The sequence below is a fragment of the Hathewaya histolytica genome (genome assembly GCF_901482605.1).
Classification (GTDB): domain Bacteria; phylum Bacillota; class Clostridia; order Clostridiales; family Clostridiaceae; genus Hathewaya; species Hathewaya histolytica.
Genome location: NZ_LR590481.1, coordinates 2,094,020 through 2,114,027, shown reverse-complemented (window position 1 = coordinate 2,114,027; position 20,008 = coordinate 2,094,020). Strand labels below are relative to the sequence as shown.

18 protein-coding genes and 1 riboswitch are annotated in these 20,008 nt (G+C 28.9%); of the genes, 8 read left to right on the top strand and 10 right to left on the bottom strand.

Features of this window, described 5'->3' with window-relative positions; all coding sequences use genetic code 11:
* Positions 1 to 99 precede the first annotated feature (99 nt).
* The gene (locus tag FGL08_RS10195) at positions 100 to 852 is read left to right on the top strand and encodes a polysaccharide deacetylase family protein (protein WP_138210690.1); all 753 of its coding nucleotides are present in this window, start codon (positions 100 to 102) and stop codon (positions 850 to 852) included.
* 19 nt (positions 853 to 871) lie between these two features.
* On the opposite strand, the gene FGL08_RS10190 is transcribed toward FGL08_RS10195, so the two are convergent.
* From FGL08_RS10190 to FGL08_RS10180, 3 genes are read right to left on the bottom strand one after another with little or no spacing between them, the layout of a single operon-like run.
* Positions 872 to 1,597 (bottom strand): type 1 glutamine amidotransferase, encoded by a 726-nt coding sequence (locus tag FGL08_RS10190; protein ID WP_138210689.1) that lies wholly within the window; start codon positions 1,595 to 1,597, stop codon positions 872 to 874.
* Positions 1,598 to 1,615: 18 nt separating this feature from the next.
* Complete coding sequence (locus FGL08_RS10185) at positions 1,616 to 2,974, bottom strand: Mur ligase family protein (protein ID WP_138210688.1); 1,359 nt, start codon at positions 2,972 to 2,974, stop codon at positions 1,616 to 1,618.
* A gap of 13 nt (positions 2,975 to 2,987) precedes the next feature.
* The gene (locus tag FGL08_RS10180; RefSeq protein WP_171012044.1) at positions 2,988 to 4,187 is read right to left on the bottom strand and encodes a CapA family protein; all 1,200 of its coding nucleotides are present in this window, start codon (positions 4,185 to 4,187) and stop codon (positions 2,988 to 2,990) included.
* Positions 4,188 to 4,657: 470 nt separating this feature from the next.
* Between FGL08_RS10180 and pckA the strand changes: the two genes are divergently transcribed.
* Positions 4,658 to 6,241, top strand: a complete 1,584-nt coding sequence (gene pckA, locus FGL08_RS10175) for a phosphoenolpyruvate carboxykinase (ATP) (RefSeq protein WP_243117974.1) — start codon at positions 4,658 to 4,660, stop codon at positions 6,239 to 6,241.
* 175 nt (positions 6,242 to 6,416) lie between these two features.
* Entirely contained in the window at positions 6,417 to 7,226 is an 810-nt protein-coding gene (locus FGL08_RS10170) for an undecaprenyl-diphosphate phosphatase (RefSeq protein WP_138211322.1), read from the top strand.
* 78 nt (positions 7,227 to 7,304) lie between these two features.
* Here the strand turns inward: FGL08_RS10170 and FGL08_RS10165 are convergent, their stop codons facing one another.
* Positions 7,305 to 8,270, bottom strand: a complete 966-nt coding sequence (locus FGL08_RS10165; protein WP_138210686.1) for a ComEC/Rec2 family competence protein — start codon at positions 8,268 to 8,270, stop codon at positions 7,305 to 7,307.
* A 282-nt stretch (positions 8,271 to 8,552) separates the two neighbouring features.
* On the opposite strand from FGL08_RS10165, the gene FGL08_RS10160 reads away from it, so the two are divergent.
* Complete coding sequence (locus tag FGL08_RS10160) at positions 8,553 to 9,257, top strand: lysophospholipid acyltransferase family protein (protein ID WP_138210685.1); 705 nt, start codon at positions 8,553 to 8,555, stop codon at positions 9,255 to 9,257.
* Between the two features lie 121 nt (positions 9,258 to 9,378).
* On the opposite strand, the gene FGL08_RS10155 is transcribed toward FGL08_RS10160, so the two are convergent.
* The 5 genes from FGL08_RS10155 to FGL08_RS10135 all read right to left on the bottom strand — a co-directional run bounded on the left by FGL08_RS10155 (position 9,379) and on the right by FGL08_RS10135 (position 12,679).
* On the bottom strand, positions 9,379 to 9,588 hold the full coding sequence (locus FGL08_RS10155) for a DUF378 domain-containing protein (RefSeq protein ID WP_138210684.1): 210 nt from the start codon (positions 9,586 to 9,588) through the stop codon (positions 9,379 to 9,381).
* Positions 9,589 to 9,697: 109 nt separating this feature from the next.
* Positions 9,698 to 10,081 (bottom strand): aspartate 1-decarboxylase, encoded by a 384-nt coding sequence (panD, locus tag FGL08_RS10150; protein WP_138210683.1) that lies wholly within the window; start codon positions 10,079 to 10,081, stop codon positions 9,698 to 9,700.
* Positions 10,082 to 10,094: 13 nt separating this feature from the next.
* A complete protein-coding gene (panC, locus tag FGL08_RS10145; protein ID WP_138210682.1) occupies positions 10,095 to 10,937 on the bottom strand; it encodes a pantoate--beta-alanine ligase in 843 nt (280 codons plus the stop codon).
* Between the two features lie 54 nt (positions 10,938 to 10,991).
* On the bottom strand, positions 10,992 to 11,819 hold the full coding sequence (gene panB / locus FGL08_RS10140) for a 3-methyl-2-oxobutanoate hydroxymethyltransferase (protein ID WP_138210681.1): 828 nt from the start codon (positions 11,817 to 11,819) through the stop codon (positions 10,992 to 10,994).
* A gap of 5 nt (positions 11,820 to 11,824) precedes the next feature.
* The gene (locus FGL08_RS10135) at positions 11,825 to 12,679 is read right to left on the bottom strand and encodes a Rossmann-like and DUF2520 domain-containing protein (protein WP_138210680.1); all 855 of its coding nucleotides are present in this window, start codon (positions 12,677 to 12,679) and stop codon (positions 11,825 to 11,827) included.
* Positions 12,680 to 12,940: 261 nt separating this feature from the next.
* On the opposite strand from FGL08_RS10135, the gene FGL08_RS10130 reads away from it, so the two are divergent.
* Together FGL08_RS10130 and FGL08_RS10125 are read left to right on the top strand one after the other, a co-directional pair.
* The gene (locus FGL08_RS10130) at positions 12,941 to 13,309 is read left to right on the top strand and encodes a hypothetical protein (protein ID WP_138210679.1); all 369 of its coding nucleotides are present in this window, start codon (positions 12,941 to 12,943) and stop codon (positions 13,307 to 13,309) included.
* A 215-nt stretch (positions 13,310 to 13,524) separates the two neighbouring features.
* The gene (locus FGL08_RS10125; RefSeq protein WP_138210678.1) at positions 13,525 to 14,595 is read left to right on the top strand and encodes a uroporphyrinogen decarboxylase family protein; all 1,071 of its coding nucleotides are present in this window, start codon (positions 13,525 to 13,527) and stop codon (positions 14,593 to 14,595) included.
* A gap of 62 nt (positions 14,596 to 14,657) precedes the next feature.
* On the opposite strand, the gene FGL08_RS10120 is transcribed toward FGL08_RS10125, so the two are convergent.
* On the bottom strand, positions 14,658 to 17,660 hold the full coding sequence (locus FGL08_RS10120) for a vitamin B12-dependent ribonucleotide reductase (RefSeq protein WP_138210677.1): 3,003 nt from the start codon (positions 17,658 to 17,660) through the stop codon (positions 14,658 to 14,660).
* Between the two features lie 323 nt (positions 17,661 to 17,983).
* Here FGL08_RS10120 and FGL08_RS10115 point away from each other — a divergent pair, with 323 nt between their 5' ends.
* Together FGL08_RS10115 and FGL08_RS10110 are read left to right on the top strand one after the other, a co-directional pair.
* Entirely contained in the window at positions 17,984 to 18,490 is a 507-nt protein-coding gene (locus FGL08_RS10115; protein WP_138210676.1) for a gamma carbonic anhydrase family protein, read from the top strand.
* Between the two features lie 54 nt (positions 18,491 to 18,544).
* Positions 18,545 to 18,620: riboswitch (Fluoride riboswitch) on the top strand.
* A gap of 44 nt (positions 18,621 to 18,664) precedes the next feature.
* Positions 18,665 to 19,840 carry a cation:proton antiporter gene (locus tag FGL08_RS10110; protein ID WP_138210675.1) on the top strand — a complete coding sequence of 392 codons (1,176 nt, stop codon included), beginning with the start codon at positions 18,665 to 18,667 and terminating at the stop codon, positions 19,838 to 19,840.
* The last annotated feature ends 168 nt before the right edge of the window (positions 19,841 to 20,008 follow it).

The window sequence follows — 20,008 nt, the reverse complement described above, 5'->3', positions numbered from 1 at the left end:
ATTATGTAAACTTTTGTTTATTAAAGAATATTTATATATGTTTAAACAACTTTAAAATGCATATCCTAAATTTATAATAACTTAAGGAGATGCGTAATAATGAGAACCAAAAGAACTTTGAGTTTAATGTTAGTTTTTATCTTAGTTATTTCAGTATGTTTTTTAAATACAAATATAGCTAAAGCAGAAGAAGAAAAAAAAGAGAAGGTGATATATCTTACTTTTGATGATGGGCCATCTCCTAATAATACTTTAAAAGTTTTAGATATATTAAAAGAGGAAAAAGTAACAGCAACTTTCTTTTTAATAGGAGAAAGTGCAGAGAAATATCCTCATATAGTGAAGGAACTTAATAAAAATGGTATGGCCATTGGAGCTCACAGTTATACACACAAGACATCATATATTTATAGATCACAAGAAAACTATAAGGAAGATATGTGTAAATGTGTTGCTTCACTAGAACAAATTATAGGCAAGGACTTAATTAATATAATAAGAATGCCCTGCGGTTCTAGTACAAATATTTGTAATAAAGCAGTAAAAAAGGAAATTAAGAAGTGTGTTTTAAATAAAGATCTATATTATATTGATTGGAATGTTACTGGAGAAGATGCTATAGGAAAAAATGTACCTAAGGCTAAGATTAAAAGAAATATTTTAAAGACTACAAAGGGTAAGAATGAGGTAGTATTACTTTTACATGACGGATACTATAACACCACGACTAGAGAAGTTTTAAGAGATGTAATACAGCATTATAAAAAGGAAGGTTACACATTTAAAAATCTAAAAAACTTACCTAAAGAAGATATAGAAAGATTAAAAAATCTAAAGGTTTTAAACAAATAAGACAGCTATTTTAGCTGTCTTATTTGTTTGAATATGTTTTAACTATATGTTCTTTTGCATTTAATTCTAAAGAATCATCTAAGGGTTCTAAAGTTAATTCTGGATATTTAGGTTTTAATGCTGATAATAGAAGTCTGTCAGCAAGCTCAGGGTTTTTTGATAATAGAGATCCATGAAAGTAAGTACAGAAGGTATTTTTGTAAATACAACCTTCATATCCGTCAGTTCCATTATTTCCATATCCTGAAATTATTTTTCCAAGAGGCTTTACATTACCAATATAGGTTCTACCAGAATGGTTCTCAAATCCAACATAAGTTTCCTTAAACTCTTCATTATATATTATGGTATTTCCTATGAATCTAGTATCTCCAGCTTCCGTATAGATGTCTAGTATAGAAAGACCTGGAAGTTTTTCTCCACTTGGTGTGGTATAATATTTTCCTAGAAGTTGATATCCACCACAGATACTTAAAAATACTTTTCCGTCTTCTATGTATTTTTCAATATTATTTTTCTTAGTTTCTAATATATCGTTTGATACTATAGATTGCTCAAAATCTTGCCCACCACCAAAGAGAACAATATCATATAAATCATTTTGAAAATCTTCTCCAATAGATAGGTTGTGTATATTTACTTTTATACCTCTTTTTTCTGCTCTATATTTAAGAACTAATATGTTCCCATAATCTCCATATACATTTAATAAATCTGGATATAGATGGCATATATTTAATTCCATAAAATCTACTCCTTTAAGTTACCAAATTTCTTTTGCATATCCTTTAGCATTTAAGAATTTTCTAAAGTCGGTCATTGCAGTATAAGTAGCTAAAATATAAGTAAAATCTTCTGTGTTGGATTTAATTGACTCCACGATATTTTCAAAGTCATTACATATAATAAAATCTTTTTCATTAAATCCACAAATTTTTAACCTAACGGCCATATCATATTTTCTCATACCAGATACTATTATTTTACTTACGTTTAATTTTTTTAGTTTTTCAAAGTCTACATCCCATATCCAAGATACATCTCTACCATCAGCATAATTATCATTTAACATAAAACTTAAATTTATTTTTCTTTTATCCAATAATAATGTATTTAGAGCTTCATCGTATCCAGCTGGATTTTTAACTAGAATAATTTTTATTTTTTTATTATCTATAGATATTTCTTCTTGACGACCAAAGCTACTTTCCTGGTTTTCTAAAGACTTATTTATATTTTGTTTATCAATAGAAAGTTCAGAACCTATTGCGTACGCACATAGTGCATTATATATATTATAAGTACCAGGTTGATTTATTAGTATTTCTTCATTATTAATCACAACTGTTGAACTATTAGGAGTTTTATCTAAAACTTTTTCAACTTTATATTTTAATTCAGGGTGCTTATAACCACAATTAGGGCAATAGTAATCCCCTAGGTGATTATAAGTTACAAAATTATATTTATAGGAAGTTTTGCAGAACTTACAAAACTTTGCATCAGAGTTAATATGGACTTTATTAGATTCTGAGTCATAGCTTTCAAATCCATAGTAAATAACTTTATTTTTAAGATCTAAACTTCCTAAAAGAGATTCATCACCATTTAATACAAGGGTAGAGTTAGGCACATTTTGTACTCCATCTAGGATCTTCTCAAGAGTAGTATACACTTCTCCATATCTATCTAATTGGTCTCTAAATAGATTAGTTATAGTGATTATTTCTGGATTTACATGTTTAGTTATAAACTTTACATTAGCTTCATCTACTTCAATAACTGCAAATTTTTCATCATTATTATTTTTAAATGAAAAGTTTGATACAAAAGAAGTTACAATTCCAGGATAAAGATTTGCACCAGAGGAATTAGTTATAACTTTTTTGCCAGTAGATTTTATTATATTGTATATCATATTAGTAGTGGTAGTTTTGCCATTTGTTCCTGTTACAAGGATGACTCTGTAGCCTTTAGCTACTGTATTTAGAATGTTTTTGTCTATTTTTAAGGCGATTTTTCCAGGAAAATTAGTACCTCCTTTAGAAAAAATCTTGCAAAGCTTTATAATTGTTTTAGAACTTATAATACTGAAAAAAGATTTAATATTAATTTTAGTCACCGCCTCTTAAGCATTAATGTTTTTCAAAATGAAACTCTTCTGAAATGTTAAAACCTGCCCTCGGAGAAATTTTATTTAATCTTTGTAATATCCTAGCACCTGAATCACCTTTTAAAGGAGTAGGGCAGTAATCGTTTTTATAATTTACAGAGGATATTCTACAAGGGATTGCTTTAATACCTGTTTCTATAAGTTTATCATTTTTAAATTTAAACTGAGTTTGAAGTATAATTGTATCTTTGTCCTTAGGGTTTGTATTTCCACCAAAACAAAAATTACCTAAACTATAGCATATATATTTTCCTTTATATGTTTCAATACCTTGAAGTACGTGTGGGTGATGGCCAATTATTAAATCAGCACCATTATCTATAGAGAACTTAGCAAGTTTCTTTTGAAACTCTATAGGATAATTTTGTCTTTCCATACCCCAATGAAAATTTATAATTACGATATTTCCTTCATTTTTTAACTTAACTATTTCATTTTTAAGTTTTTCAAAATTTATATTTTCTTCCCAACCTCTATATCCTAAAAAAGCAAACTTTTTATTTTTAATAGTAGTCTTCCAAATGGTGCCTTCGCCAAAAAAATTTACACCTTCATTTTTAAGAGTTTCTTTTGTATCATCAAACCCTTTTTTATTATAATCATAAATATGATTATTAGCAATATTAACAGCTTCAATAGATCCTAAAGTTAAGGCCTTTGAATAAGAAGGTGGAGCCTTAAAGTTAAAGGCTTTAGGCATTTTATTAGTAGCATTAGTAAATGTTGTTTCTAAGTTTGCAACAGTAAGATCATCGTTCTTAAAATATGTTGCTACATTTTTAAAAAAATAAGAATAATCCATACCTTTATTTGCAAGTACTACGGGGAGGGTTTCACCAGAAAACTTTGAATCGCTACCTATAGTACAATCTCCAACAGAAGAAATTAAAACTTCTGTATGGGTATCGGGTTTTGGATTAGATATATTTTCTTTTTTAGGTGTGCTTATATTTTTCTTAGATGAATCTTCATTTTTTATATCTTGCTTTGCTGTAATAGGGGTGGAAGTATGTTTACTACCTTTAGATTCAATTAAATTACTTGCAATAAAAATTACGGAACTTATAATGCCAAGTAATAAGACAAATAGGATAACAAAAAAGAAATGCTTTAATCTTTTTTGTTGCCTACCAGTTAAATTAGTAGTTCTTTTGTTAGCCAAATTAAAACCACCTTTCTTTAAGTAGTACAATTATATTGTATCAATTTTTACTCTTTAAAACTAGAATAATAAGTAAGTTTGTAGGAAAAAGATTAAGTAAAATAAAACTTTTTATTATATATTATTGGTTATAATAAGACATTTCTTATGAAATTCTTACAATAATTCATAAAATAATAGCAAATAATGTTGAAAAAGATCATATGCAATATTGTGCCAAGTATAATGGTGATGTAACTTATTTATCATATTATTAAAAATAAAATCAGGCATTTAACTTTTGGAAGCATTGTAAAATACACTTTTTAAGGAAAAATTAATTTATTAAAAATAAAAAATGTGTTATACTAATTAAGGAATTAAAATCAATATTAGTATTATATGAGTAGAAATTGAACAAAAAATAATTTTTAAACATAATTAAATGTCATAAATTAAAAGGTTTAGTAAATTCATAGGGAGTGAATTAAATGGGTAATTGTATAAAAGAAGATTTACAAAAAATGAACATAGAAACTTCAAAAGAAATATATGTAAATCTATCTTCTGCTAAATTAGTAGAAGAGGCTGTTAAAAGGGGAGAAGGTATTCTAGCAAACAATGGTTCATTGGTTATAAATACGGGTAAATATACAGGAAGATCACCTAAGGATAGATTTATTGTTAGACATGAGAGTATTAATGAAAAGATAAACTGGGGAAGCAGCAACCTTCCTATAGAAGAAGAAGTATTTGATAAATTATACAATAGAATGTGTGATTATTTAAAAGATAAAAATTTATATATATTTAATGGATTTGTAGGAGCTATGAAAGAGCATAGATTATCCATTAGAGTAATTAATGAATTAGCATCTCAATCACTTTTTGCAAGTTCATTATTTAGAAGGCCAAGTGAAGATGAATTAAAAGAACATAAACCAGAATTTACAGTTATTGCAGCACCAGGTTTAAAAGTAGATCCAAAGGAATATGGAATAAATTCAGAAGCTTTTATATTAGTTAACTTTAATAAGAGAATAGTTTTAATAGGTGGAACTCAATATTCAGGAGAAATTAAAAAATCTATGTTCTCTGTAATGAATTTCTTACTACCAGAGAACAATATATTCCCAATGCACTGTTCTGCAAATATTGGAGAAGAAGGGGATACGGCTATTTTCTTTGGACTATCAGGAACAGGGAAGACAACATTATCTGCAGATAAAGATAGAAGATTAATTGGTGATGACGAGCATGGATGGTGTGATCAGGGAGTATTTAATTTTGAAGGTGGATGTTACGCTAAGACTATAAAGTTAAGCAGAGAAAAAGAGAGAGAAATTTATGATGCTTTAAAATTTGGAGCTATATTAGAAAATGTAGTTTTAAATGAAAATAGAGAGCCAGATTATGATGATGGAAGTAGAACAGAAAATACAAGAGGAGCATATCCACTACATCATATTTGTAATTTAGAGGAAAGCGGAAAAGGTGGACATCCCAACACTATAATTTTCTTAACAGCAGATGCTTTTGGAGTACTACCTCCAATTTCAAAGCTTACTAAGGAAAGTGCTATGTACCACTTTATGTCAGGATATACAAGTAAACTTGCAGGGACAGAAAGAGGAATTACAGAACCTAAAGCTACTTTTTCAGCATGTTTTGGAGAGCCATTTATGTTAATGAGTCCTTATGTATATGCTAAACTTTTAGGAGAAAAAATTAATAAGTACAATACAGAAGTTTATCTTGTTAATACAGGATGGATAGCTGGTGGATATGAAAAAGGTTACAGGATGCATCTTCCATATACTAGAGCAATGGTAAGAGCAGCTTTAAAAGGAGAGCTTAAAAATGTGGAATACGTTAAAAATGAAAGATTTAATGTCTTAGTGCCAACAGAAGTTCCAGGTGTACCATCAGAATTATTAAATCCTAGAAATACGTGGGAAAATAAAGAAGAGTACGACATTAAGGCTAATGAACTTGCAGAAAAGTTCATAGAAAACTTTAATAAATACAAGGATGTACCAGAAGAAGTTATAGAAGCTGGTCCTAAAAGTATATAGTACAATATAAATTAAAAAATGACTTACAAATCCAGGCATTTGTAAGTCATTTTTTAGTATTAATTTATTAAAATTTATTTACAAATGTATTATTGTTAAATAGTTTATAGTATAATAAAAAAGTATGATTATTATACATAATTAAAAAACTAGAAAAGGTGGAAAAAGAATGGATATAATCTTAATATTAAAGTCTATTATTATAGCCATCGTAGAGGGGATAACAGAATTTTTACCTGTATCATCTACAGGTCATATGATAATAGCTGGCCACTTTATAAATTTTAAAGGTGAGTTCGCTAATTTATTTGAAATTGTAATTCAACTTGGAGCTATACTAGCTATAGTGGTTTTATATTGGAATAAAATTTGGACAACCGTAGTGGAATTTTTTACTTTAAAACAGAGAGGATTAAAGTTTTGGTTCACTATTTTGGTAGGGGCTATACCAGCTGCGATTTTAGGAGTTTTATTTGATGATATGATTGAAGAAAAACTTATGAATCCATTCACTGTAGCACTTGCTTTAATCGTTGGGGCAATATTAATGATAATTATAGAGGGCAAATTTAGAAATAGAAATGGAATACAAGAAATAGAAGATATAAGTTATAAAAAAGCTTTTATTATAGGTATGTTTCAATGTTTAGCTATGTGGCCTGGAATGTCAAGGTCAGCATCTACAATTATGGGTGCATGGATTGTAGGATTAAACACTGTAGGAGCTGCAGAATTTTCATTCTTCCTAGCACTTCCTACTATGGTAGGTGCATCAGGGTTGAAACTTTATAAAAGTGGATTTAACTTAACAACAAATGAAACAATTGCACTTGTAGTTGGATTTGTAGTATCTTTTATAGTAGCTATAGTTGTTGTAAGGCAATTTATAGAATATTTAAAGAAAAAACCTATGAGGGGTTTTGCAATCTATAGACTTATATTAGGTTTTGTGATTTTAGGTCTTATGTACTTTAAATTCTTTTAATTACTATTTATAAAAAATAACTTTATATAATAAGTTGGGACTGTCTTATCTAATATTTTAGAGACAGTCCCAATTTCTTTATTTCTTATTTAATTTTTGTATATTACTTCCGTCACTTACTAAAATGATATCACCGTCTATGTCTGTTCTATAAGTTTTTATTTGGAACTCTTTAATTTTACTTAAAGTTTCCTTATGTGGATGACCATAATTATTTCCTTTAGCGCAAGATACAATTCCTATTTTAGGATTAACTTTTCTTAAAAAGTCTTTTGAAGAAGAAGTGCTACTTCCATGATGTCCAAATTTTAATACATCAGCACTTATATCAAAGCCTTTAGCTAAAATTTCTTTTTCACTTAAAGTTTCTGCATCGCCAGTAAATAGGAATCTATTCTTTCCATAAGTTAATTTTACTACAGCAGAATAGTTGTTTAAGTCATCATACTTATCTTTATTTGGAGCTACAAATTCACATTTTAAATTTTTATGAATATCTAATTTTAGACCTGCTTTAGCAGTGGTGATTTTTAGTCCTTTACTTTTAAGATTTTTAAGCATCCACTCAAAACTTTTAGTATTAGCAGAAACTTTAGGGGCTATAAATTCACCAATTTCAAATTCACGAATCACATCATCCATGTTACCTATATGATCTTCATGAGGGTGAGTTGCAATAACAAAGTCTAGCCTTTTAACACCAGTCCTTCTTAAATAAGTAAGAAGTTGTTCACTAGATTTATTAGGACCAGCATCGATTAAAAGATTTTTTCCTTTAAATTGAATTAACTCTGCATCTCCTTGTCCAACATTTATATAATGTATAGTCAATTTATCTTTTACAGATTCCTTCACAGCATTAGTTTTAGGTTTATCTGTATTTTTTTGTGAAGTGTTTTTAGATATATTTTTATTTTCTGTAGAAACTTTTTCTTTTTTATTTGAGTTTTCAGTATTGTTCTTAGGACTACATCCGGAGAATAATAAACTTAGGGATAAAAATATACTTATAGATACAAAAAATAGTTTGTTCAACTTTTTCATATAGTTATTGCTCCTTTTCATCAGTTATATAAGGTAATTATAATTGTATAAATACTATTTAACAATGGATTTGTAGTATTTTTAAATATTCAAAAAGTTTTTCAATGAAGATAAAATGATTAAAGAATATAATAAATAATCTTTAATTATAATATTAAATTAGAAATGATAAGTAGGAATACTGTAAGTGATGATTTTAGTACAGGTTAAGAGTAATTGAAAAAAAATATATATAAATGTATAATATTTATGTGACAAAGTAAAATTTGAAAGGAAAAAATTATGAGAACGTACATACTTTTTTTAGAATTTGGAATATATATGATAGGTTGTTTTTTCAAGAAAATAAAGCATACTAGTTTAAAAAAGAAATCTAAGGAATTATCAGGTGAATATTTAAGAAAGGTAGTTAATGGATGGTCCAGCTTTATAATAAGAAAAGTTCCAATGAAACTTGATGTAAAGGGGATAGAAAATATTCCGGAAGAGGCATGTTTGTTCGCATGTAACCATCAGAGCTTATTAGATATACCTGTTATGTTAAATGTAATACCTAGGAAAGTTGGATTTGTAGCTAAAAAAGAACTTAAAAAATCACCTATGATAACATACTGGATGGAACAAATAAAATGTGTTTTTATAGATAGACAAAACCCTAGAGAAGGTATTAAGGCTATAATTTCAGGAAGTGAATATTTAAAAGAAGGTCACTCTATGCTTATATTCCCAGAAGGGACAAGGAGTAGATCTTCAAATATGAATGAATTTAAAAAGGGTAGTTTAAAGATGGCTTTTAAATCAGGAAGACCTATAGTTCCAGTTACTTTAGATGGAACTTATAAAAGCTATGAAGGGAATAATAATAAGTTAAATGGAAGTGAAGTTAAAATAATTTTTCACGAACCAATCTATTTAAATGATATGTCTAAGGAAGAAAAAGATAGTATACACTTAAAGGTGCAAGATATAATAAAAAGCTCAATATAAAATTAAACTTTTTATATGATAAATGATTTAAACTTAGATTATAAAATTAAGATTTAAAAATTAATTTTAAGACTAAAGAATTAAAACCCCATATGGGGTTTTAATTTTTAAAATACTTTAGTTACTGTTCTTCCACAGCTTCTCTATCTCTTCCATAAAAAGAAATAGCATATAATCCAGCTAATCCAACTAGTGAATAGATAACTCTAGTGAACGCTGTCATTGTACCAAATAAAGTTGCTACAAGATCAAATCTAAAGAAACCTATAAGTCCCCAGTTTATAGCTCCGATAATAACAAGAGTAAGTGCAATAGCATCTAAAGTTTTCACTGTTATACATCTCCTTTATTATGAATTTCATACTTATTATTAGCATTTTTCGATATATTATAAGTTTTTGAATGAAAAATTTAAAGGAGAATAGTTATAATTATGGAGATTATTTTATTTCTCCATGAGATTCGTAGTTAGTAACTTCAGATACTCTATTTTTTTCATCTACAAAAACTACAGTAGGATTGTATTTTTTAGCTTCTTTCTCATCCATTAAAGCATAACTCATAATTATAATTTTATCACCTTTTTGAACTAGTCTAGCAGCAGCACCATTTAGACATATCATGCCACTGTTTTCTTCTCCTGGGATAACATAGGTTTCTAATCTTTCTCCATTATCAATATCTACAATTTGCACTTTTTCATATTCTAATATTCCAGAAGATTTTAAAAGAGCAGTGTCTATGGTAATACTACCTACGTAGTTTAGATTAGCTTCTGTAATAGTTGCACGATGTATTTTCGATTTAAGCATAGTAATATGCATTTATTCCACCATCCTATTTTATAATAATGTTATCTATAAGCCTAGTTTTTCCTATATAAACTGCTATAGCAATTAAAGTTTCATTAAGAATTTTCTCTGTGTCTTTAATAGTATTAAAATTTACAACTTCAACGTAATCTACCTTTGCAACAGGTTCACTAGAAATAATAGATAAAATTAAATCTTTTATTTTATTTGCAGAAGTCTCACCTTTCTCTATTTCTTTCTTAGCTTCCAATAGACTTTTATTTAAAACTAAAGCAGAGTTTCTTTCATCTTGAGATAGGTATGTATTTCTAGAACTTTTAGCAAGTCCATCAACTTCTCTTACTATAGGACAAGATACTACCTCTATATCAAAGTTTAAATCTTTAACCATCTTTTTTATAACAGCTAATTGTTGAGCATCTTTTTCGCCAAAGTAAGCTCTTGTAGGATTAACTATATTAAATAATTTTGAAACTACAGTACAAACACCATCAAAATGACCTGGGCGTTTTGCACCACAAAGTCCATTTGCAAGATTTTTTAATTTTACAGAAGTTAAAATTTCTTCTGGGTACATTTCTGAAACTTCTGGATTGAAAATTATATCAGCACCAGCACTTTCACAAAGTTTACTATCTTTTTCTATGTCCCTAGGATATTTATCATAATCTTCATTAGGTCCAAATTGAATAGGGTTTACAAAGATGCTTACTATAACTTTATTATTTTGAGAATGAGCTTTTTCTATAAGACTTTTATGTCCATCATGTAAATATCCCATAGTAGGAACTAATCCTACTGAATATCCTTCACTCTTCCATTCATTTATTTGCTTTCTTACTTCAGTAATACTTTTTAATATTTTCATGATATTCACTGCAATATGCAGTTTCACATCCTTTCTATAGAGTATTCAATATGTCTAATATAATTTTTTTAAAGTATCTTCAGAAATTTTAAAACTATGTTCTGATGAAGGGAAGGTTCCATTTTTTACTTCAGAAATATAGCTGTTTATACCTTCTCTCATAACATCTCCTACATTTGAAAAGGTTTTAACAAATTTAGGCTTAAGATCTGAAAACATATTTAACATATCGTGATATACTAGTATTTGTCCATCACATCCAGCGCCAGCACCAATACCTATAGTAGGGACAGATATTTCTTTGGAAATTATTTCAGCTAGTTTTGCAGGTATACATTCTAAAACAATAGCAAATACACCGGTTTCTTCTAGTTTTTTTGCATCTTCTATTAACCTTTTTGCATTTTCTTCATTTCTGCCTTGGACTTTAAATCCACCAAACATATTTACAGATTGAGGAGTTAAACCTATATGACCCATAACAGGTATTTGAGCTTTAACAATAGCTTTAATCTCTTCTACTACAGAAGCCCCGCCTTCAAGCTTCACGGCAGAAGCACCACCTTCTTTTATTAATCTTCCAGCATTTTTTACAGCATCGCAAATTGAAGTTTGGTAAGACATAAAAGGCATATCTCCAACTACAAGTGTATTTTCTGTACCTCTAGTTACAGCTTTGGTATGATGTATCATGTCTTCCATAGTTACACTTAGTGTATCTTTATATCCTAAACAAACCATTCCAAGTGAATCACCAACTAAAATACCGTTTATCCCTGTATCGTCCATTAATTTAGCAGTAGAGTAGTCATAGCAGGTTAGCATGGTAAGTTTTTCACCCTTTGCTTTTGATTCCAAAAAAGTTGCTACTGTATTTTTCATTTTAATTATACCTCCATAAGGATTTTTTCTAATTTACTATAATCCCTTTTTTTATTTTTTTCTTTTGAAAGTTTTAATAAATTTAAAGATAAAATTTTATAAAGTTCCCTATGCTCTTTAGGAATTGCATCTAAATGATGAATTATAGTACCTATATCATCTCTTTCAATGGGACCTGTGAGAGACGATATAAAGCCTTTATTCTGTATATTTTGTACGTTGTTAAGCATTAAGGGCATTAAAGCATTTAAGGCTTGATTTTCTTCAACCCCACAAAGCTCTAGATAATTTGTACCTAGATTTAATATAGATAAAACTAAATTAGACACAGTTACATTGGCTAAATGATATAAATATTTATCATCTTTAGAAATTATAAAGGAATTGTTACCTAGAAAATTTATAAAATCTTTTACAATACTAATTTTTTCGTTAAATCCTTCTATGGAAAAATAGGCATCTTCTAAGCCTATATATGAGGTATGTTTATCTGAAAAGGGCCACATTGGGTGGATTGAAAATCCATATGCACCAAATTTGTTTATGTCTGTAAATACATCAGAACTCAAGGAACCACTTGCATGAGCAAGGAATTTATTCTTTAAGTTATTACAGAGTTTTAGAGAATTCCATACATTTTTTATTTCATCATCAGGAGTAGTTATGAATATTAAATCACTACTTTCTAATAAAGAATCCATGGAATCGAAAGTGTGTAAGGTTAAATGTTTATGTACAAATTCTTCTGATTTTAGAGAATTGCAAAAAAAGCCACTAACTGTTATACCTTTTTTCATAAAATACTTTGCAAGGTTACAACCAACCTTTCCTGCTCCAATAAAACCAATATTATTAAACAATATTATCACCACCAGTCTTAAATATACTGGTTCCGTAAGTTGTCTTATTCCTATAGAAGGATATAAGCACTAAAATATAAACACTAACAATAAACAAACGGTGCAGTTCTTTCAGATAAGATACTACCCAAAAAAATTTTAACATATATTTTTTACATATCCAACAAATTAAGAATTTTCAGATTTAAAAATAAACTTGATAATATCTCCAAAATATTCAATAATAATATTGGTATATATTTTTTAAGGAGGAAGACGTAAATGAGAATTTTAATGGCGTTATTGTCTACATTATTATTTGCTGCAATTGGTTTTGTTATTTTTGCTTTTTTAAGAGAATTTGTTTTTTCAAAAGTAAAAGTGAATAAATGGATAATTCTTAGTATTACCATTCTAATAGTTGTCCTAACATCATATTTTGGAGTTTCAGGTAAGAGTATATTGGGAAGATATATTTTACCTACAATTTATGTAATATTTTTCTTATGGTTTTTAGATACATCAGGATTATTTAATGCTGTTGAAAGCAAAGGTAAAACCTATGAACAGAATAAAAATAGAAAAAAAGATGTAATTAGACCAAAAGCTAAGCCTAATAGAGTAAAAAACACAAATAAAAATGATAAATAATATAAAATTAATAATTAAATAGGAATAAAATACTTAAAGTATTCACTATTTAAAATATAAATAACGAATATAATGCCTATAGTTTTTTTTTATTAGACTAAAAATCCTCAATAGTATAGAATCGGATAAGGGGATATATGGTATAGGATACTATAAAATCCTATATAATCATTATGAAAAATCCCTAGAATTTTACTAGAGGGGAAATGTTATATATGTTTAGGGAAATAAAATGTGATGAAATGACTTCAAAGGAAAGAATGAAGGCTTTTGCCAGGGGAGAAGAAGTAGACAGAATTCCTTGTTCTCCTATTATGGGCGAAACATGCGCACCTTTATTTGGAATATGGCCAAGAGAACATAATCATTCTGCAGAATTAATGGCTAAGGTAGAGATAGAGGTATATAAAGCATTTAAGGCTGATGGAGCAGGAATAGGTACAGGATTAAGAGGGGTTGCTGAGGCTATGGGAACAGAACTTGTATATCCAGAGAAAAGTATGTCTTATGTAAAGGAACCTCTTCTAAAATCCTATGATGAATTACATAGGCTTAAGCCAGCAAACCCTCATAAAGACGGTAGGTTACCTCTTATTTTGAAGGCTCTTCAGATGATAGATAAAGAAGTAGGGCATGAAGTAGGTGTTTCAACAGATATAGCAGGACCTATAAGTGTTGCATCTGCCATCCGCGGGGCTGAAAATTTAATGAAGGATATTAGAAAATGTCCTGAAAAAGTACATGAATTATTGGAAATAGTTACAGAGAGTAATTTACTATTTATTGATGCTGCTTGTGAACTTGGGTATGGAGTAGGCTTTTCAGATCCTGTTGCATCTTGTAGTATGATTAGCTCTAAGCAATTTAGAGAATTTGCTAAGCCATATTTAAAGAAGTGCATAGATAGGGTTGCCTATTGGAGAGGTGCAGGAGCATTATTACACATTTGTGGTAAGAGTAAAGATATATGGGAAGACATGGTGGAACTTGGTATTTCAACACTAAGTATAGATAATGTTGAAGATTTAAGTGAAGCAAAAAAACTAGTAGGGGACAGAGTTTGCTTAGTTGGAAATGTTAGACCAGTAGAAACTGTAAAAATGGGTTCTATTGAAGATATATATAAAGAATGTAGTACTTGTATAGAAAAAGGATGGGACAATCCTAATGGATATATTTTAAGTACAGGATGTCAAATTCCTATAGGTACAAAGAAAGAAAATATACAGGCTTTAATTGATGGTGCTAGGATTTACGGAAGCAATTATAGGATTCCAAGGAAATAATAGTGATAAAAGCTCTACCGCAGATATACGGTAGAGCTTTTATATTAATAAAATTATAAATTTTAGCTACATCCAGTAGTAGTACCACAGTCTAGGCATACTTTACAAGTACCATTTCTAACCATTCTAGTACTAGCACAATTAGAACAAACCTCTGTATACAATCTTTCACCATCTATTTCATCTTTACTTGTAGTGGTGTTTTCTGAATTAGTAGGAGCGATTATATCATTAGCATTATTTATAGCATTATAAGGAAGATCGTAACTGTCAGGTTTAACTTGGCAACGACTAAAATCCCCATTTTCAATATCTATAACTTTACTTATTAAGTCTGAAATAGAAGTTACATATTTGATGTAAGGGTGCTTTTGAACAAAACCATATGGTTCATATTTTTGGCCTCTTAACATCTTAGCTATATCTTTTGGTGGTACATGGTATTGTAGCATAACTGAAATTGACTTAGAAAGAGAATTTAAAAGTCCTGTAATAATAGTACCTTCTCTATCTGTAGTTATATAGATTTCGCAGATCTCCCCATCCTCACGTCTATTTACAGTAGTATATACTTTAACATCATCTATTTGCGCAGGATGAGTAGTTCCCATTCTAATACCTTCTGGTTTATCCCTTTCAGAGTATTTAGAGTAGTGAAGTTCTTTAGCTTTAGCTAATAATTCACTATAGTTTAGATCTTCTAATTTTTTATTTTCTCCATCAGTTAAAGTAGTATTAAGTGGTTGGCTAGCCTTTGAAGAATCTCTATATAATGCTATACCTTTAACACCTAACTTCCATGATAGAAGAACTACTTTCTTAAAGTCATTTATTGTAGCATTTTTAGGTAGATTTACTGTTTTTGAAATAGCACCAGATATTAATGGAGTAATAGCAGACATCATTAAAACATGGCCTTCAGGTGATATATATCTTTCCCCTGAACCGCATTTATTTGCAGTATCAAAAATAGTTAGGTGTTCTTCTTTTAGATGAGGAGCTCCTTCTATTTTTCCATCTACTATTTTTTCATATTCATATCCATCTTCATTTACAGTTTCTTTTCTTAAAATATATTCTAAAATATCATTTATTTGTTCTTCAGTATAACCAAGATTTTTAAGAGATAATTCTATAACTGGGTTAACTATAGTCATATATCCGCCACCAGATAATTTTTTGTATATAAAGTGACTGAAGTATGGTTCAATTGATGTAGCACCACAATCCATGGCGAAGGATATTGTTCCTGTTGGTGCAATAACTGAAACTTGAGCATTTCTATAACCATGCTTTTCTCCAGATTCTAAAGCACGAAGCCATGATTTTTTAAGCTCTTCTCCTAAATAATCTAATCCAATTTCTTTTAGTATGTTATGTTTAACTTTAATTGGTTCATAGTTTAGACCTTCATAAGCTGATTCTAATGCACCAGCAACTCTTGAGTGGTTTCTTATAACTCTCAACATATGATCTTTATTTATGTCATATTTTTCAAAGGCACCTAACTTTTCTGCCATTAAGGAAGAAACATAATATGATTGGCCAGTTAATGTACCAATTAAGCTAGCTGTTAGGTTTCTTGCAGCTTCTGACTCATATGAATATCCCATTACCATGAATAAAGATGCTATATTAGATATTCCAAGACCAGTTGTTCTAAATAAATGTGTCTTTCTTGCAATATCTTCTGTTGGGAATTGTCCCCAATGAATTGAAGCTTCAAGAGCTAATTGTAATAAACTAACTAAATGAGTGTATTTTTGAATTTCAAATTTCTTAGTTTTTAAGTTATAGAATTTGAAAATATTTATTGAAGCTAGGTTACATGCTGTATCATCTAAGAATGCATATTCACCACATGGGTTTGTTGAGTTTATTCTATTATGTTTAGCATTATAAACACCATCTTCTCCACAAGGACAAGTATGCCAAGCATTAAAAGTATCATCAAATTGAGGGGCAGGGTCGGCACATTTCCATGCGGACTCGTTAAAGGCATCCCATAACTCTTGTACTTTAACATTTTTATTTATACTTTTATCAACTCTTCCAGAAAGTTCTATCTCTGCATTAGGTTCTTTCTTTAAGTTTTCTACTTTATCCATGAATTTATCGGAGAATCTTATAGAGTTATTTCCGTTTTGTCCTGAAACAGTTTCATATGCTTCACCTTCAAAGCTAATATCATATCCCATTTTTCCAAGAGCACGGACTTTATCTTCTTCATTAGCTTTCCATGTCATAAATTCCATTATCTCTGGATGATCAACATCTAAGATTACCATTTTTGCTGCACGGCGAGTTGTTCCTCCAGATTTTATAGCCCCAGCATTTCTATCAAAGGATCTTAAAAAACTCATTAATCCAGAAGAAAAGCCTCCGCCAGATAATCTTTCACCTTTAGCTCTAATGGTTGAGAAGTTTGTTCCTGTACCTGAACCACCTTTAAATAATTTAGTTTCAGTTACAAACTGCTCAGATATAGAATGCTTTCCAAGTAATTTATCTTCTATAGATAGGATAAAGCAAGCTGATGCCTGAGTTCTTGTATAGAAATCTTTTGATTTAACTGCTTTACCTTCTTTTTCATCATAATAAAAATTATTATTGCTATTTCCCTTTATTCCATAAGCTAAATTTAATCCTGTATTAAACCATTGAGGTGAGTTTGGAGCATACATTTGATTTAAGAATGCATAAACCATTTCATCATAATAGATAGATTTTTCTTCTTCAGTCTCTATGATTTTTTCATCAATAAGTGCTTCTGTCCAGAAACTTACTAATCTATGTGCTACTTGCTTCATACTATTTTCGCAGCCTAACTTGGTGTTTACACCAGCTTTTCTAAAATATTTTGAAGCTATAATATCACAAGCATTTTGTGAGTAATGGATAGGAAATTCTAAATCTTTCATATCTACTAAGACTTTATTAGTTTTATAATCCTTTAAGATTACATTTACTTTTTTCCAATTAAATAGATCGTATACTGTAATATCTTTTCGGTTTTCTAATTCTTTTGTAAAGACTCTTTTAAAAATGTTATGGATTTTATGCATAATATACTATCAGTAGCTTAAAAATATAAGCTACATCTAGTGTTCACCTCCTAATAAATTATAAACGCAAACAAAATACTATATATAGTATTTTGTTTTTCAATCAAACACTATATATAGTATTATATGATATAAAATATATAATTTCAATAAAATAATTTTAATAAAAATAATAATAAAAATTGTACTTATATATAATACCATAATATATGCTGAGGAGCTAATTTTCAGTATTTTTAATTAAATGATATTGATTTACAATATAAAATATATACAATATAATTTAAATATATTATTAAAATCGTAGGAAGAAGGGATTTAGTGTGATAATAGAATTTAATAATGAAAAGCCTATTATTCATAATGAAACTTTTATTGCAGAAAATGTGGTATTGGTGGGAGAAGTTATTTTAGAAAGAGACGTTAATATATGGTATAATTCTGTGCTTAGAGCAGATATAAATAAAATAACTGTAGGTGAAGGCACTAATATACAAGAAAATTCTACAGTTCATGTGGCACATGAATATGGAGTTAAAATAGGGAAGAATGTTACAATTGGACATAACTGTGTTATTCATGGATGTAATATTGGAGATAATACCCTAGTAGGAATGGGTTCTATAATATTAAATGGAGCGGAAATAGGAGAGAATACTTTGATAGGGGCAGGAAGTGTGGTAACTGAAGGAAAGACAATACCTTCAGGGGTACTTTGCCTTGGTTCTCCAGCAAGGGTAATAAGAAATCTGACAGAAGAAGAGATTATCTCATTAAGAAATTCTTCTAAAAATTATGTGGCACTATCAAAAGCATATTTAAATAAATAATTAATATAAAATATTATTGAAATGGAGATAAATTAATTATATAATGTTTTTAGCTAAATATATGGAGATGAAGCTCTCCTGAAAAGTATTTTTTCAAATCGCTTGTTATGCTAATGGCTTCTACGATGTTAATCGTAGAAGTTTTTTGTTTGTAAAGAATGAGGAGGAGATTAAATGATACAGAGTATAGCAATTATTTTATTCTTTGGTTTAATATTTAATAAAATCTTATCTAGTATTAAAGTACCAGGAATATTAGGTATGATAATACTTGGTGTAATTATTGGACCATATGGCTTTAACATACTTCATCCATCTATATTAAATAATAGTAGTGAAATTAGGAACATGGCCTTAATAATAATTTTACTTAGAGCTGGACTTGGTCTTAATAAAAGTATACTTAAGAAAGTAGGTATAACATCTATAAAAATGAGTTTTATTCCCTGTATATTTGAAGGGATAACTGTAATGATGATTTCAAAAACTTTACTTAAAATTTCTTATATAGAATCAGGAATGTTGGGGTTCATTCTGGCAGCTGTATCCCCAGCTGTTATAGTACCTTTTATGCTTAAATTAAAGAAGAATGGAAACGGAATGGATAAAGACATTCCGGTTATAATACTTTCTGGTGCGTCTATTGATGATATCTTTGCCATTACATTATTTGGTGTCTTTATTGGGATTTTTAGTAATACTGGAGATAGTATAGGAAAGGTTATGTTAAACATACCAATAGAGATAATAGGTGGCATAATATTAGGGGTGTTTTTCGGATTTGGTTTAAATTGTCTTCTTACAAAATTTAAAGATAGATTAAATTCTTTAGAAAAGCTCTGTTTGCTTCTTTCTATAGCTTTCTTATTGAAAATTTTAGGAGACTATACTAAAGTTTCAGGTTTACTAGCTATAATGACTTTAGGTTTTTGTTTACTAGAAAAAAATGAAGAGGAAGCCATTATGTTAGAAAATATGTTAAAGAATATATGGTTCTTTGCGCAAATATTTCTCTTTGTATTAATAGGCTCAGCAGTAGATGTGAATGTAGGATTAAAAGCTGGCATACTAGGAATAATAATAATAGCTATAGGTTTAGTAGGGAGAAGTGTGGGAGTTAATATAGCTTTAATAGGCTCTAATTTAAACTTTAAGGAAAGATTATTTTGCTCTATAGCATACTTACCAAAAGCTACAGTTCAAGCTGCTATTGGTGCCATTCCATTATCAAAAGGAGTTCCATCTGGTGAGATAATACTTGCTATAGCAGTTTTATCTATAATAATAACAGCACCTTTAGGAGCCATGGGAATTGATTATACAAAGGATAGATTACTTAATAAAGCATAGGCTGAAATCAAAATAAATTGAATAAACATAGCCTTAATGGTATACTTTTCATAGATAACAGACATTTACTATTTCATATTGATAGAGTAGTAAGAGAAGGTTTTGAGAAGTTTATATATATGGTATTTTAAATTACCTTTTATGGAATTATAAGAATAGTATTTAGCA

Excerpts from the sequence above, each read along its gene's own strand:
- FGL08_RS10195 (WP_138210690.1), top strand. The coding sequence starts at position 100 with ATGAGAACCAAAAGAACTTTGAGTTTAATGTTAGTTTTTATCTTAGTT.
- FGL08_RS10190 (WP_138210689.1), bottom strand. The coding sequence starts at position 1,597 with ATGGAATTAAATATATGCCATCTATATCCAGATTTATTAAATGTATAT.
- pckA (WP_243117974.1), top strand. The coding sequence starts at position 4,658 with ATGGGTAATTGTATAAAAGAAGATTTACAAAAAATGAACATAGAAACT.
- FGL08_RS10165 (WP_138210686.1), bottom strand. The coding sequence starts at position 8,270 with ATGAAAAAGTTGAACAAACTATTTTTTGTATCTATAAGTATATTTTTA.
- FGL08_RS10160 (WP_138210685.1), top strand. The coding sequence starts at position 8,553 with ATGAGAACGTACATACTTTTTTTAGAATTTGGAATATATATGATAGGT.
- panD (WP_138210683.1), bottom strand. The coding sequence starts at position 10,081 with ATGCATATTACTATGCTTAAATCGAAAATACATCGTGCAACTATTACA.
- panC (WP_138210682.1), bottom strand. The coding sequence starts at position 10,937 with ATGAAAATATTAAAAAGTATTACTGAAGTAAGAAAGCAAATAAATGAA.
- panB (WP_138210681.1), bottom strand. The coding sequence starts at position 11,819 with ATGAAAAATACAGTAGCAACTTTTTTGGAATCAAAAGCAAAGGGTGAA.
- FGL08_RS10130 (WP_138210679.1), top strand. The coding sequence starts at position 12,941 with ATGAGAATTTTAATGGCGTTATTGTCTACATTATTATTTGCTGCAATT.
- FGL08_RS10125 (WP_138210678.1), top strand. The coding sequence starts at position 13,525 with ATGTTTAGGGAAATAAAATGTGATGAAATGACTTCAAAGGAAAGAATG.
- FGL08_RS10120 (WP_138210677.1), bottom strand. The coding sequence starts at position 17,660 with ATGCATAAAATCCATAACATTTTTAAAAGAGTCTTTACAAAAGAATTA.
- FGL08_RS10110 (WP_138210675.1), top strand. The coding sequence starts at position 18,665 with ATGATACAGAGTATAGCAATTATTTTATTCTTTGGTTTAATATTTAAT.